This is a genomic window from Mesorhizobium sp. M7A.F.Ca.MR.245.00.0.0 (genome assembly GCF_003997415.1).
Lineage (GTDB): Bacteria > Pseudomonadota > Alphaproteobacteria > Rhizobiales > Rhizobiaceae > Mesorhizobium.
On record NZ_RZTE01000002.1, the window covers coordinates 105,610 to 120,426 of the forward strand.

A 14,817-nucleotide genomic window follows, 5' to 3' on the forward strand; every position below is an offset into this window, starting at 1 on the left:
ACTGATTGAACTGTGACCCAATGCCGGGCTTGCCAACCCACCGGCCATGTGGTCACATCGAACAGGGGAAAAGCTCCGCCAGCAAGAGCGGGGTCAACAGTGAGGCGTAATCGTGCCGGACAAACCGGATCGGAATGCGATTGAAGTAGTAAACGTCAGAAAAATTTTCGGATCAGGTGAGGGGCAGGTAGCTGCCCTCGACACGGTCTCGGTATCTATCCGCGAGAACGAATTCTTCACGTTGCTGGGGCCATCCGGCTGCGGCAAGACGACGTTGCTCAGGCTGATCGCCGGCTTCGACTTTCCAACCGCCGGTGAGATCCTGCTCTACGGCCAGGACATCGCGCCGCTGCCGCCCTTCAAGCGGCCGGTCAACACCGTGTTCCAGTCCTACGCGCTGTTCCCGCATATGACGGTGGCCGACAATATCGGCTTTGGCCTGGAAATGCTGGGCAAGCCGAAGGCCGAGATCAAGGCGCGCGTCGCCGAGATGCTGAAGCTGGTCAAGATGGAAGCTCTCGCCGGCCGCCGCACCGGCCAGATTTCCGGCGGCCAGCAGCAGCGCGTGGCTCTGGCGCGGGCGCTGGCGCCGCAGCCGAAGGTGCTGTTGCTCGACGAACCGCTGTCGGCGCTCGACTTCAAGCTGCGCAAGGACATGCAGATCGAATTGAAACGACTGCAGCATGAGACCGGCATCACCTTCATCTTCGTCACCCATGACCAGGAAGAAGCGCTGACGATGTCGGATCGCATTGCGGTGATGTCGGCGGGCAAGATCCTGCAGGTCGGCTCGCCGTGGGACATCTACGACAAGCCGGCGGAGCGCTTCGTCGCCGACTTTATCGGTGAAACCAACTTTCTCACCGCCGCGGTCTCGAACATCGGCAATGGCAAGGCGCGCGCCACACTCAAATCCGGCGCGACCATCGAGGCGACCGTTGCCGAGGGCTTCCAGCCGAAGGACAACGCCACTGTGGTGGTGAGGCCCGAGCATGCCAAGCTGACCAAGGACAAGGGCGAATTGTCCGGCACTGTCGACAACATCGTCTATTTCGGCACCGACACTCATATATATGTGCGGCTCGACAGCGGCGAGGTCTTCACCGTGCGCCAGCAGAACACGCGCAGCGCGGGCTGCGGCTTCGAGCGCGGCGACAAGGTCGGCATCGTGATCGGCAATGACGCCGCGCAAGTGGTGAGGGACTGATGGCGAGCGCGGAAGAAGTCGCCAAGGAAGCCGAACGCAGAGATATCCGCGATCGGTGGGTGCTGTCGGCGCCGGCACTGATCATCATCTTCCTGGCGGCGTCCGGCCCGCTGCTGATCGTCGTGATCTATTCCTTCCTGACGCCGGGCCCCTATGGCGGCGTGGTGTGGAAATTCTCCACCGATGGCTGGCTGTCGGTGCTGTTGCAGCGCGACATCTTCGACGACACTCTGGCCTTCGCCGATGCGCATTTGTCGATCTTCTGGCGTTCGATAAGCCTGTCGTTCTACACCACCGTGCTGACGTTGTTCTTCGGCTTCCCCACAGCCTATTTCATCGCCACGCGACCGCCGAAGACGCGCGAGGTCTGGGTTTTCCTCGTCACCATTCCGTTCTGGACTAATCTCCTGATCCGCACCTTCGCCATGCAGCAGGTGATCCGCAACGAAGGGCTGGTCAACACGGCGCTGATGGCGCTCGGCATCATCAAGCAACCGCTGCAGATCATGAATACCGACGCGGCCATCTTGCTCGGCATGATCTATGTCTACCTACCTCTGATGGTGCTGCCGATCTACGCCTCGATGGAGAAGCTCGACTTCCGGCTGGTCGAGGCCGGATATGACCTCTACGCCGGTCGCTGGCAGGTTCTGCGCCGCATCGTCTTCCCGTTGATCAAGCCCGGCGTCATAGCCGGCTCGATACTGGTCTTCATTCCCTCGCTTGGTGCCTATGTCATTCCGCGGGTGCTGGGCGGCGGCAAGAACATGATGCTCGGCAACCTGATCGAACTGCAGTTCGGCGCGGGCCGTAACTGGCCGCTTGGCGCGGCCATCTCAATTACGCTCATGGTGCTGGTGATGATCGCGCTCCTGTTCTACGTGCGCAACGCATCCCGGTCGGAGGGAGCCCATGGCTAAGCGTCCGTTCGACATCCAGGCGCAACCCGGCTTCGGGTTCATGGCGCTTCTGACCTTCTTCGCGCTCTATCTGCCGATCGCGGCGCTCGTCACGTATTCGTTCAACACGGCGGATTCGCTTTCGCGCTGGGATGGCGTCTCACTGCGCTGGTTTATTTCGGCCTGGCACAATTCGGCTGTGCAGGACGCCTCCGTCCGCTCGCTCGTGCTGGCAGTCTCGGCCGCCGCGCTATCGACGATCGCCGCCACCATGGCTGCTCTGGCCACGACCCGCACGCGGCCCTATCCCGGCCTTACCTTCAAATACGCCTTCATCAACCAGCCGCTGATGGTGCCGGAGATAGTCACCGGCGTCGCGCTCCTGATCGTGTTCTCGCGCATCAAGGTCTGGACCGGTTACTCAGGACTCGGTTACCTGATCGCCGCCCACACCGCCTTCTGCATCCCGTTCGCTTACCTGCCGATCCGGGCGCGGCTGGACAGCATGGACCTGACGCTGGAGCGCGCAGCCGCCGACCTATACGCCACGCCCTGGAAAGCCTTCCGTTTCGTGACGCTGCCGCTCTTGAGGCCGGCCATCATCGCGGGCTTCATGCTCGCCTTCGTCATTTCGCTCGACGATGTGGTCATCACCGAATTCGTCAAGTCCGGCGGCCAGGATACGCTGCCCACCTACATGCTCGGCCAGTTGCGGCGCGAAACGAGCCCGGAAATCAATGCGATCGCCACGGTATTTCTTGCGCTGTCGGTGGTGCTCGTAACCGTGTTCTACTTCGTCAATAGGCGCAAGCCATAACCAACGATTGCCAAACGGGAGAATAGCAATGAAATGGAAGACCACGGCTGCCACGGCGGTATTCGCAATGTTTGCCTTTGCGGGCAGCGCGTATGCGGAAGGCGAACTCAGCATCTTTAATTGGGGCGACTACACTAGCCCCGAGATGATCAAGAAGTTCGAGGATACCTATAAGGTCAAGGTGACGACCACCGACTACGACTCCAACGACACCGCGCTAGCAAAGGTACGCGCCGGTGGTCATGGCTTCGACATTGTGGTGCCGTCGGCCAACTACGTGCCGATCTGGGTGAAGGAAGGGCTTCTGCTTGAGGCCCGGCCCGACCAGATGGAGAACTTCAAGAATGTCGACGAGCGCTGGGTGAACGTTCCCTGGGATCCGGGCCGTCATTATACGGTTCCGTGGCAGTGGGGCGTGACCGGCATCGGCGTCAACACAAAGGTCTATGACGGCGACATCAACACCTCGGCCATCTTCCTCGATCCGCCGAAGGAACTGGTTGGCAAGATCAATGTCGCGCCGGAAATGAACGACGTGCTGTTCGCCACCATCAAGTATCTGGGCGGCAACTGGTGCACGGACGACAAGGAATTGCTCAAGAAAGTGCGCGACAAGCTGGTGGAGGCCAAGCCGAAATGGCTGGCCATGGATTATAGCGTGACCGATAAGCTACCGGCCGGCGACTATTCGGCCGTCTACTACTGGAACGGCGCCATCATGCGCTCGCGCATCAAGAACCCCGACATCAAGTTCGGCTACCCGAAGGAGGGCTTCCCCTTTTTCATGGACAGTGTTGCCATCCTCAAGGATGCCAAGAATGTCGACAACGCCAAGCTGTTCATGAACTTCATCATGGATCCCGAGAACGCCGCCATGATCTCCGCCTTCGCCAAATATGCCAATGGCATCAAGGGCTCGCAGGCATTCTTGCCAGCCGACATGAAGGATGCGCCCGAACTGGTGGTACCGCCAGAACTGGAGAAAGCGGGCGAGTTCCTCACCCCTTGCTCGCCCGAGGTGCAGCAACTCTACACGCGCATCTGGACGGACGTTCAGAAATAGCGGCACTCCGCCTTCTTCCGCGCGAGTTGGAAGACGGCGGGTCAAGGGCCGTGTGAGGGGTAGCGCTGAATTCGCAGCGTTCGCGCCGCCCCTCACCTGGCCTGCCGGCATTGCTCTTCGCCATGGCGTCGGGCGTTCGTCACTCGAAAGGCCCAATCGGGGGCTTTTTCGTCCGCTGTGCAGACCGCCCTCATTCAAGTGAACTGAAGAGCGGCATGCGGCGGCAGGGGATTCTCATGCAGTCATACCGCAACAGCGACGCGCGGCCGCCGATCATGCAGGGCTCGCCGCCCGCCATGGTACCGCCGAAGCTCGACTGGGACCGGCCGCCGTGGAACCGCTGGGCGTTCCAGCACATCCGTGAAATTCTGCCGACCGCCGAAGTCTGGCGCGGCAATGGCCATCGCCACCGCTTCGAACGCGCCGAGGTTGATCTCGACGGGCTGGCGGTCGAGGACAGCGAGGGCATGCCGACGACGCTCGCCGGGTTGCTCGACGAGACCTATACGGACGGCTTTCTGGTGCTCAAGGACGGCAAGGTCGCCTATGAGCGCTATTTCAACGGCATGGATGAGCGCACGCTGCACTTGTCGCAGTCGATGGCGAAGTCCGTTACCGGTTCGGTGTTCGGCATACTGGTCGGGCGCGGCCTGATCGATCCGGCCAGACTGGTAACAGATTACCTGCCGGAACTCGGCGTTACCGGCTGGACCGGCGCCAGCGTCCAGCATGTGCTGGACATGACCAGCGGCGTCCGTTTCTCAGAGGAATATACCGACCGCTATTCCGACATCGGCCAGGTCGATGTCGCCACCGGCTGGAAGCCGGTGCCGCCGGACAGCGATCCGGCCTTTCGTTGGCCCTCGCACATGTTCGAGCTGATCCTCGGCTTGAAGGACACGATCCGCCCGCACGGGGCTCAATTCGAATACCGCTCGATCGAGACCGACGTGCTTGCCTTCATCATGGAGCGGGTGACGGGCAAACGGCTGCCGCAGGTAGTTTCGGAAGAACTCTGGCAAAAGCTCGGCGCTGATGAAAGCGCCTGCTTCACGGTCGATAGCGCCGGCTATGCGGTGGCCGACGGTGGCTTCAACGCGACGTTGCGCGACTATGGCCGCTTCGGCCAGCTGATCCTCGACAATGGTGGCGGCGTCGTGCCGGCCGGCTGGGTCGAGGCGACGCGCAACGGCAGGCATGGGCCGGACTTCAGCCCCAGCCTGCCGGAGGGCAGCTATCGCAACCAGTTCTGGATCGAGGATCCGCGCTCGCGCGCACTGATGTGCCGCGGCGTGTTCGGTCAGATGATCCATATCGACTGGAACACCGGAATGGTCGTGGTGAAGCTTTCGACCTGGCCGGATTTCGCCAATGGTGCCTATTCCATAGCGACGCTGAAGGCCGTGCACGCTATCGCCACGGCACTTCGCTGAGCCCCCACAAAGAAGAAACGACCCGGAAGGAAACGCCATGACCGGCAAGACCGTGTTCGAGACCCGCTATGGCTTCCGGCGCAACCAGGTGGTGCTCGCCAACTGGCGCGAGAACCCCTTCAACCGGTGGTCGTTCCAGAACCTCGGCGAACTGGTGCCGACCGCCCGCGTGGCGGCGACGTCGGGCGTTGTCGAAACCCCCGTGCGCGATATGGGCGGCCTGCTCGGCGAAAAGGTCGCGATCGCCGGCACATCGGAGACAGTGGCTGAATTTCTCGCGCGTTCGAGCACCGACGCACTGACGGTGATGAAAGACGGCAAGATCGTCGGCGACTGGTTCGCCCCGCATATGGATTTCGGCGCCCGCCACATCATCTTTTCGATCAGCAAGTCGCTGACCGCCATCATTGCCGGCATTCTGGAAGGCGAGGGCGTATTCGACCCGGAAGCGCCGGTGACGGCCTACATCCCTGAAGCCGCCGGCTCTGCCTATGGCGATTCGAGCGTGCGGCATGTGCTCGACATGAGCGTCAGCCTCGATTTCGAGGAGGCCTATCTCGATCCGGAGAGCGCTTTCGCCCGCTATCGTCGCGCCACGCTGTGGAATCCGGGCGGCGGCACGGAGAGCCTGCGCGAATTCATTTTGACCTTGCAACGCCTTGCAGAGCCGCATGGCCAGACCTTCCGCTACCGCTCGCCGAATTCCGACCTGCTCGGACTGCTGCTCGAGCGCGCGTCGGGCCAGCGGTTCACCGACCTGATGCGCGAGAAGCTGTGGCTGCCGCTCGGCGCTGTCAGCGAAGCCTCGATCGGCGTCGACATGGAAGGCACGGCGCGCACGGCCGGCGGTATTTCGGTGACGCCGCGCGACCTGGCGCGTGTTGGCGAGATGATGCGGCAAGGCGGGGTGGCCAATGGCCGCCGCATCGTGCCGGAAGCCTGGGTCCGCGATACGGTTGCTAGCGGCGGCAGTTCCGACGCTTGGCAGCGCGGCGCGATGCAGCCGCTGTTCCCGAAGGGCCGCTATCGCAACAAATGGTACCAGACGGGCTTGCCGAACGGCGCCTATTGCGGCATCGGCATTCATGGCCAGTGGCTGTATGTCGATCCCAGGACCGAAGTGGTGATCGCCAAGATGTCGTCGCAGCCCGAGCCGGTCGACGATCCGCTCGATGTCGAAATCGTCGCCTTCTTCGAGGCGCTGAGCCGGATGGTCTGATCCTCGCCTGGCCGCCACATTAGCGCGCGCTTTCCTGTGGACCCGCCGGGCTCATGGAAACGCGGCGGTTGGCGGACCGGACGTCTGCGCCTATGGTCGCCGCTCTTTGGACGAGAGCAGGTACGACATGGCATCCGACATCAAGCGCATTGCAGCCATCATCGCGGCCGAGATCAGCGCGCGGCCCGAACAGGCGGCCGCGGCGATCGAACTGCTCGATGAGGGCGCGACAGTGCCGTTCGTGGCGCGCTACCGCAAGGAAGTCACCGGCGGGCTCGACGACACGCAATTGCGCGATCTTGCCGAACGCCTTGCCTATCTGCGCGAACTCGATGCGCGTCGCGACACCATCCTTGGCTCGATCCGCGAACAGGGCAAGCTGACCGAGGAGCTTGAAGGCAAGATCGTCGCCGCCAGCACCAAGGCGGAACTTGAGGACATCTACCTGCCCTACAAGCCCAAGCGCCGGACCAAGGCCGAGATCGCCAGGGAGCGCGGGCTGGGGCCGCTGGCCGAAGCCATCCTGGCGAACCGCTCATTGCTGCCTGCCGAACTGGCGCTGGCCTATGTCAGCGAAGAGGTGGCCGATACCAAGGCAGCGCTCGAAGGGGCGCGCGACATCCTGTCGGAACAATTCGCCGAGAATGCCGATCTGGTCGGAAAATTGCGCAGCTACATGAAGGAGCGCGCCTTCATGCGCGCCAGGGTGGTCGACGGCAAGCAGGAAGCCGGTGCGAAATTCTCCGACTATTTCGACCATGTCGAGCGCTGGGCAAATGTGCCGAGCCATCGCGCGCTGGCGATGCTGCGTGGCCGCAACGAGGAAGTGCTGTCGCTCGACATCGAGGTCGATGCCGATGATACGTCGCCGGTGAAGCCGGTCGAGCGGATGATAGCCAATGCCTATGCCATCGGAGGCAGCCTGCCGGGTGACCGCTGGCTGATGGAGGTGGCGGGCTGGACCTGGCGGATAAAACTGTCGCTGCACCTGACTCTCGATTTGATGCGCGACCTGCGCGAGCGGGCCGAGGAAGAGGCGATCCATGTGTTCGCCCGTAACCTCAAGGATTTGCTGCTGGCGGCGCCCGCCGGTTCGCGCGCCACTATGGGGCTCGATCCCGGCATCCGCACCGGCGTCAAGGTGGCGGTGGTCGACGGCACCGGCAAGGTGCTGACCACGACGACCGTCTACCCGTTCCCGCCCAGGAACGATGTGCGCGGCACGCAGGCGGAACTCGCCAAGCTCATCCGGCTGCACAAGGTCGAGCTGATTTCGATCGGCAACGGCACCGGCAGCCGCGAGACGGAAAAGCTGGTCGCCGAGATGCTGTCCGACATGCCGGCGGATGGTGGTCCGAAGCCCCTGAAGGTGATCGTCAGCGAGGCCGGCGCCTCGGTCTATTCGGCATCGGCGACGGCGGCGGCGGAATTCCCCGGCCTCGACGTGTCGTTGCGCGGTGCCGTCTCGATTGCCCGGCGGCTGCAGGATCCGCTGGCAGAACTGGTCAAGATCGAGCCCAAATCGATCGGCGTCGGCCAGTACCAGCACGATGTCGACCAGTACCGTCTCGGCCGCTCGCTGGAAGCGGTGGTCGAGGACGCGGTCAACGCCGTCGGCGTCGACCTCAACACCGCCTCGGCGCCGCTGCTGGCGCGCGTTTCAGGTCTCGGCGCGTCTCTGGCCGACGCGATCGTTGCGCATCGCGATGCGACCGGGCCGTTCGCCAGCCGGAAGGATCTGCTCAAGGTGCCGCGGCTCGGACCGCGCGCCTTCGAACAATCCGCCGGCTTCCTGCGCATCGCCAATGGCAGCGAGCCGCTCGATGCCTCGTCGGTGCATCCGGAGGCCTATGGCGTGGCGAAGAAGATCGTCGCCGCCTGCGGGCGCGATGTGCGGTCGCTGATGGGCGATAGTGCCGCGCTGAAGGCACTCGACCCGCGCGTCTTCGTCGACGAGCGTTTCGGCCTGCCGACGGTGCGCGACATCCTGGCGGAGTTGGAAAAGCCCGGTCGCGACCCGCGCCCAGGCTTCAAGACGGCGACCTTCGCCGACGGCATCGACGACATCAAGGATCTGAAGCCCGGCATGCTGCTTGAAGGCACGGTCACGAATGTGGCCGCCTTCGGCGCCTTTGTCGATATCGGAGTGCATCAGGACGGGCTGGTGCATGTCTCGCAACTGGCAGACCGGTTCATCAAGGACGCGCATGAGGTCGTGAAGGCCGGCGATGTGGTCAAGGTGCGGGTCGTCGACGTCGACATCAAGCGCAAGCGCATCGCGCTTTCCATGCGCAAGGATGGCGGCGAGGGTGGCGCACCGCGTGGCGGGCTACGCGACAATGGTGGCGGCAGGCCGGCACCACGTTCGCCGGCACCGCAGCAACGTCAGCCGGAGCGGCCGGCACAGCAAGGCGCATTCGGTGCTGCCTTGGCGGATGCGCTGAAGCGGAAGTAACTACCACGCCAGAACGGCCGGCTCCTTCTCGACCTGGCCCAGCAGCCAGTCGCGAAAACTGGCGACCGGCGGATGGCCGCGCTTGTCGTGTGGGACGACGAGATAGTAGGCGCTGCGGCTTTGCATGGGCCGGCCTGGCGCCGGCACCAGCTGGCCGCGCTGCAGTTCGCCTGCAATGAGGATCAGCGGCAGCAGCGCCACGCCGAGCCCCGCCATGCAGGCCTGGGCGGCGGTGCCGAACTGCTCGAACTGCATGCCCGGTCCGGTCGGCGCGCTCAGGCCCTGATGCTCGAACCATTCGGTCCAGGCGCCAGGACGCGTCGCCATGTGCAGCAGCGGCAGGCGGCCGATATCGGCCGGTGAGGCGATGGCGCGGCCGGCGAGGAATTCGGGCGACACGACCGGCGCCACGGTTTCGCGCACCAACAGTGTCGAGTCGGCCTCGGGCCAGTCCGGCAGGCCATAGTGGATGGCGGCATCCAGCCTCTCCCTGGCGAAGTCGAAGCGGCCGACGCGGGTGACGAAATTGATGGTGATATCGGGATTGTTTTCTACGAAATCGGGGATCATCGGCATCAGCCAGCGCGTGCCGAAGGTCGGCAGAATGGCAAGGTTCAGGATGCCGCTATGCCGATTGCTCATCAATCCAAGGGCTGCGTCACGCAACTGGCCAAGTGCTGAACGCACCGCCTCGGCGTAGATTTCGCCCGATGTCGACAGCCTGACATTGCGGCTGTCGCGTTCGAACAGCCGGCGGCCGAATTGGTCTTCAAGCGATCTGATCTGCCGGCTGACTGCGCCTTGGGTCAAATCGAGCTCCTGGGCGGCAGCGGTGAAACTGCCCAGCCGGGCCACAGCCTCGAAGGCGGCAAGGGCGCTTATGTTGGGCAAAAGGCGGCGTTGTACACTCATGATCCATTCCTAGAGCTCATTGATCGGTGAATCAATTTCGTTTGATTTTTTCGAGACGCAGGCCGATAGAACGGGCCAACATTTTGCTTCATGCATGTCATCGTTTTGAGCGACATGCATTGGTTTGGGAGAAACGCGATGGCCGCCGACAAGAACGCATTCGTCTGGGAAGATCCGTTCCTGATCGAGGGCCAGCTTTCGGAAGACGAGCGCATGGTGCGCGACGGCGCGGCCGCCTTCGCCGCCGACAAGCTGGCGCCGCGGATCGAGGACGCCTACCTCAACGAAACTTTCGATACCGCGATCTTCCGCGAAATGGGCGAGGCCGGCCTGCTCGGCATCAACATCCCCGAGGAATTCGGCGGGCTTGGCGCGAACTACGTCACCTATGGGCTGGTCGCGCGGGAAGTCGAACGTGTCGACTCGGGTTATCGCTCGATGATGTCAGTGCAGTCGTCGCTGGTGATGTATCCGATCTACGCCTATGGCTCGGACGAACAGCGCAGGAAGTACCTGCCCAAGCTTGCCAGCGGCGAGTGGATCGGCTGTTTTGGCCTGACCGAGCCGGATGCCGGCTCCGACCCGGGCGGCATGAAGACACGCGCCGAGGGGACAGCCAACGGCTACAAGCTGTCCGGTTCGAAGATGTGGATTTCCAACGCGCCGGTCGCCGACGTGTTCGTTGTCTGGGCGAAGCTGAAGGGCGAGAACGGCAAGGACGAGATCCGTGGCTTCGTGCTGGAAAAGGGCATGAAGGGGCTTTCGGCGCCGAAGATCGGCGGCAAGCTGTCGCTGAGGGCGTCGATCACCGGCGAGGTGGTGATGGAAGGCGTCGAGGTCGGCGAAGACGCGCTGCTGCCCAACGCAAAAGGCCTTGGCGGACCGTTCGGCTGCCTCAACCGGGCTCGCTTCGGCATTTCCTGGGGCTCGATGGGCGCCGCCGAGGATTGCTGGCACCGCGCCCGCCAATACGGTCTCGATCGCAAGCAGTTCGGCAAGCCGCTGGCCGGCACGCAGCTCTACCAGAAGAAGCTGGCGGATATGCAGACCGAGATCGCGCTTGGGCTGCAGGCATCCTTGCGCGTCGGGCGACTGCTGGATGAAGGCAAGATGGCGCCGGAAATGATCTCGATCGTCAAGCGCAACAATTGCGGCAAGGCGCTCGACATCGCCCGCCAGGCCCGCGACATGCATGGCGGCAACGGTATCCAGATCGGCTACCACGTCATGCGCCACGCGCAGAACCTGGAGACGGTCAACACCTATGAAGGCACGCATGACGTGCATGCGCTGATCCTGGGACGGGCGCAGACGGGGATACAGGCGTTTTTCTGAGCCGGCAACCGTTGCTTAAATTAGGTGCACCGCAACATCTCTGCTTGGAGAATGGTCGCCAGATGTGTCAGGGTTCAGCGAAATCGTTTGAAACGCTGAATTCCGGGGCTCCATGGCAATTCTGGCAGCTGTCTACCACCTGACCCACTACAAGTACGACCGGCCGGTGGTTCTCGGGCCCCAGATCATCAGGCTGCAGCCGGCGCCGCATTCCCGCACCAAGGTGCTGAGCCATTCGCTCAAGGTCGAGCCGGCCAACCACTTCGTCAATCTGCAGCAGGACCCCTACGGCAACTTCCTAGCCCGCTTCGTGTTTCCGGAGCCGGTGACGGAGTTGAAGATCGAGGTCGACCTCGTCGCCGACATGACGGTCTACAATCCGTTCGATTTCTTCGTCGAGCCGTCGGCCGAGGCGTTTCCATTCGAGTATCCGGAAGAAATCCGCGACGATCTCGCCATCTATCGCACGCCGGAACCGGCGGGACCGCTGCTGTCGGCGCTGCTGAACACCATTGATCGCAGCGCCCCCAATACCGTCAATTTCCTCGTCGACCTCAATGCTCGGCTGCAGCGCGAGATCGCCTATATCGTGCGGATGGAAACCGGCGTGTTCTCGCCGGAAGAGACCTTGGCCGCGAAAAAAGGGTCGTGCCGGGATTCGAGCTGGCTGCTGGTGCAGATCCTACGCAACCTCGGCATCGCCGCGCGCTTCGTTTCCGGCTACCTGGTCCAGCTGAAGCCCGATCTGATCGCGCTCGACGGTCCGCCGGGAACGGCGACAGACTTCACCGATCTGCATGCCTGGTGCGAGGTCTATCTTCCCGGCGCCGGCTGGATCGGCTTCGATCCGACCTCTGGCCTGCTCACCGGCGAAAGCCATGTGCCGCTGGCGGCGACGCCGCATTTCCGCAACGCGGCTCCCATTTCCGGCTTGGCAAGCTTCGCCAATGTCGAATTCGGCTTCGAGATGCGGGTCGACCGCATCGCCGAACATCCGCGCATCACCAAGCCATTTTCGGACGAAAGCTGGCAGGCCCTTGATGCGTTGGGCAACAAGGTCGATGCAGCGCTTGCCGCCGGCGACGTGCGGCTGACGATGGGCGGCGAGCCGACTTTCGTGTCGATCGACGATTTCGAGTCGGCCGAGTGGAATACCGCCGCCGTCGGTCCCACCAAGCGCGAAAAGGCGGACGAACTGATCCGTAAACTGCGCGAGCGCTTCGCGCCCGGCGGCTTTCTCCACTACGGGCAGGGCAAATGGTATCCGGGCGAAAGCCTGCCGCGCTGGACCTTTTCGCTCTACTGGCGTGCCGACGGCCAGCCGGTATGGAGCGATCCGTCCCTGATCGCACGCGAAAAGAGCGAGGCCGATATAGGCCCGAAGCAGGCCGAAAGCCTGCTCACCGCGATTGCCGGCGAACTCGGCATCGACAAGGCCATGGTCAGCGAAGCCTATGAGGATCCGGCCGAATGGCTGCTCAAGGAAGGCAAGCTGCCCGACAATGTCGATCCGTCCAACTCCAGGCTGGAGGACCCGGAAGAACGCAGCCGCATGGCGAAAGTGTTCGAACGCGGGCTGACCAAGCCGTCCGGCTATGTGCTGCCGGTGCAGCGCTGGAATAGCCAGGCATCGGATCCGCGCTGGCGCTCGGAAAAATGGAAGACGCGGCGCGGCCGGCTGTTCCTGGTACCCGGCGATTCACCCGTCGGCTACCGCCTGCCACTCGGCACGTTGCCCTATGTGCCGCCGGAGCAATTCCCCTACATCGTGCCGGTCGATCCGTCGCTGCCACGCGGACCGCTGCCCGCGCGTGAAGCCATCCTGCCCTCGGCGGCTCCGGCTGAACTGGAAGGTGCCGACGAGATGGCGCGCCGCCAGCAAGCGGCATCGTTCACCGCTGCGACCGGCCAGCAGGACCGGGTCGAGCAGGAGATCACCGAGATCGGCGGCGCGGTGCGCACCGCGCTTTCGGTCGAGCCGCGCGATGGGCGGCTTTGCGTGTTCATGCCGCCGGTCGAGGCGCTGGAAGACTATCTCGAACTGGTCGCTGCGGCCGAGAACGCGGCGAAGGCGATCGGCCTTCCCGTGCATATCGAGGGCTACGGCCCGCCTCACGATCCGCGCCTCAACGTCATCCGCGTCGCGCCTGATCCCGGCGTCATCGAAGTCAACATCCATCCTGCTTCCAACTGGCAGGATTGCGTGGCGACGACGACGGCGATCTATGAGGAAGCGCGGCAGACACGGCTTGGCGCCGACAAGTTCATGATTGACGGCCGCCACACCGGCACCGGCGGCGGCAACCATGTCGTGGTCGGCGGTGCGACACCCAATGACAGCCCGTTCCTGCGAAGGCCGGACCTGCTGAAGAGCCTGGTGCTGCAATGGCAGCGCCATCCGTCGCTGTCCTATCTGTTCTCCGGCCTGTTCATCGGGCCGACCAGCCAGGCGCCACGCTTCGACGAGGCGCGTCACGACTCGCTCTACGAGCTTGAGATCGCGATGGCGCAGGTACCGCATCCGGACCGGGGCAACGCACCCTTGCCATGGCTGGTCGACCGGCTGTTCCGCAATTTGTTGACCGACGTCACCGGCAATACGCATCGTTCGGAAATCTGCATCGACAAACTGTTTTCGCCGGACGGACCGACCGGTCGGCTGGGACTGGTTGAATTCCGCGGTTTTGAGATGCCGCCCAATGCGCGCATGAGCCTCGCGCAGCAACTGCTTGTCAGGGCGATCATTGCCCGCGCGTGGAAGAGCCCGCTCGATGGCCGCTTCGTGCGCTGGGGCACGTCGCTGCATGATCGCTTCATGCTGCCGCATTATGTCTGGGCCGATTTCCTCGACGTGCTCGACGACCTCAAGCTCAACGGCTTCGAATTCAGGCCCGAATGGTTCGACGCCCAGCTCGAATTCCGCTTCCCGTTCTGCGGTCAGGTTCAGCATGCCGGCATCAAGCTGGAACTGCGGCAGGCGCTCGAACCCTGGCATGTCATGGGCGAGCAAGGCGCGATCGGCGGCACCGTGCGTTTCGTCGATTCCTCGGTCGAACGGCTGCAGGTCAAGACCGAAGGGTTGAATCCGGAGCGCCACGCGATCGTCTGCAACGGCCGCATCGTGCCGATGAAGGTCACTGACAATCGCGAAGTGGCGGTGGCGGGTGTCCGCTTCAAGGCCTGGCAGCCGGCATCGGGCCTGCATCCGGCGCTGCCGGTCAACACGCCGCTGGTCTTCGACATCTATGACCGCTGGTCGGGACGTGCGGTCGGCGGCTGCGTCTACCACGTCGCCCATCCCGGCGGGCGCAATTACGACACCTTTCCGGTCAATGGCAACGAGGCGGAAGCTCGGCGGCTCGCCCGCTTCGAACCGCGCGGCCATACGCCATCCGCCTATGTGATCCGTGAAGAACAACCGGCGGAAGATTTCCCGATGACCCTTGACCTTCGGCGGCCGGCAAGACTCTGATCAGC

General features: G+C 63.4%; 10 protein-coding genes. 9 read left to right on the forward strand and 1 reads right to left on the reverse strand.

All coding sequences use genetic code 11. The features are described 5' to 3' along the window. The first annotated feature begins 112 nt into the window (after positions 1 to 112). The 7 genes from EOB80_RS03570 (at position 113) to EOB80_RS03600 (ending at position 9,093) form a co-directional block, all read left to right on the forward strand. Positions 113 to 1,207, forward strand: coding sequence for an ABC transporter ATP-binding protein (locus tag EOB80_RS03570; protein ID WP_127326686.1), 1,095 nt, complete (start codon positions 113 to 115; stop codon positions 1,205 to 1,207). Continuing rightward, the gene (locus EOB80_RS03575; protein ID WP_127268193.1) at positions 1,207 to 2,127 is read left to right on the forward strand and encodes an ABC transporter permease; all 921 of its coding nucleotides are present in this window, start codon (positions 1,207 to 1,209) and stop codon (positions 2,125 to 2,127) included. Before EOB80_RS03570 ends, EOB80_RS03575 begins: the two co-directional genes overlap by 1 nt. Beyond that, complete coding sequence (locus tag EOB80_RS03580; protein WP_127268194.1) at positions 2,120 to 2,923, forward strand: ABC transporter permease; 804 nt, start codon at positions 2,120 to 2,122, stop codon at positions 2,921 to 2,923. Before EOB80_RS03575 ends, EOB80_RS03580 begins: the two co-directional genes overlap by 8 nt. 28 nt (positions 2,924 to 2,951) lie before the next feature. Continuing rightward, entirely contained in the window at positions 2,952 to 3,986 is a 1,035-nt protein-coding gene (locus tag EOB80_RS03585) for an extracellular solute-binding protein (protein WP_127268195.1), read from the forward strand. A gap of 236 nt (positions 3,987 to 4,222) precedes the next feature. Beyond that, complete coding sequence (locus EOB80_RS03590; protein ID WP_127326687.1) at positions 4,223 to 5,419, forward strand: serine hydrolase; 1,197 nt, start codon at positions 4,223 to 4,225, stop codon at positions 5,417 to 5,419. A gap of 37 nt (positions 5,420 to 5,456) precedes the next feature. Continuing rightward, positions 5,457 to 6,638, forward strand: a complete 1,182-nt coding sequence (locus tag EOB80_RS03595) for a serine hydrolase (protein ID WP_127326688.1) — start codon at positions 5,457 to 5,459, stop codon at positions 6,636 to 6,638. A 127-nt stretch (positions 6,639 to 6,765) separates the two neighbouring features. Then, positions 6,766 to 9,093, forward strand: a complete 2,328-nt coding sequence (locus EOB80_RS03600; protein WP_127326689.1) for a Tex family protein — start codon at positions 6,766 to 6,768, stop codon at positions 9,091 to 9,093. On the opposite strand, the gene EOB80_RS03605 is transcribed toward EOB80_RS03600, so the two are convergent. Further along, entirely contained in the window at positions 9,094 to 10,005 is a 912-nt protein-coding gene (locus tag EOB80_RS03605) for a LysR family transcriptional regulator (protein WP_127326690.1), read from the reverse strand. A gap of 138 nt (positions 10,006 to 10,143) precedes the next feature. Here EOB80_RS03605 and EOB80_RS03610 point away from each other — a divergent pair, with 138 nt between their 5' ends. Further along, on the forward strand, positions 10,144 to 11,340 hold the full coding sequence (locus tag EOB80_RS03610; RefSeq protein ID WP_127326691.1) for an acyl-CoA dehydrogenase: 1,197 nt from the start codon (positions 10,144 to 10,146) through the stop codon (positions 11,338 to 11,340). Between the two features lie 112 nt (positions 11,341 to 11,452). After that, a complete protein-coding gene (locus tag EOB80_RS03615; protein WP_127326692.1) occupies positions 11,453 to 14,812 on the forward strand; it encodes a transglutaminase family protein in 3,360 nt (1,119 codons plus the stop codon). Positions 14,813 to 14,817 lie beyond the last annotated feature (5 nt).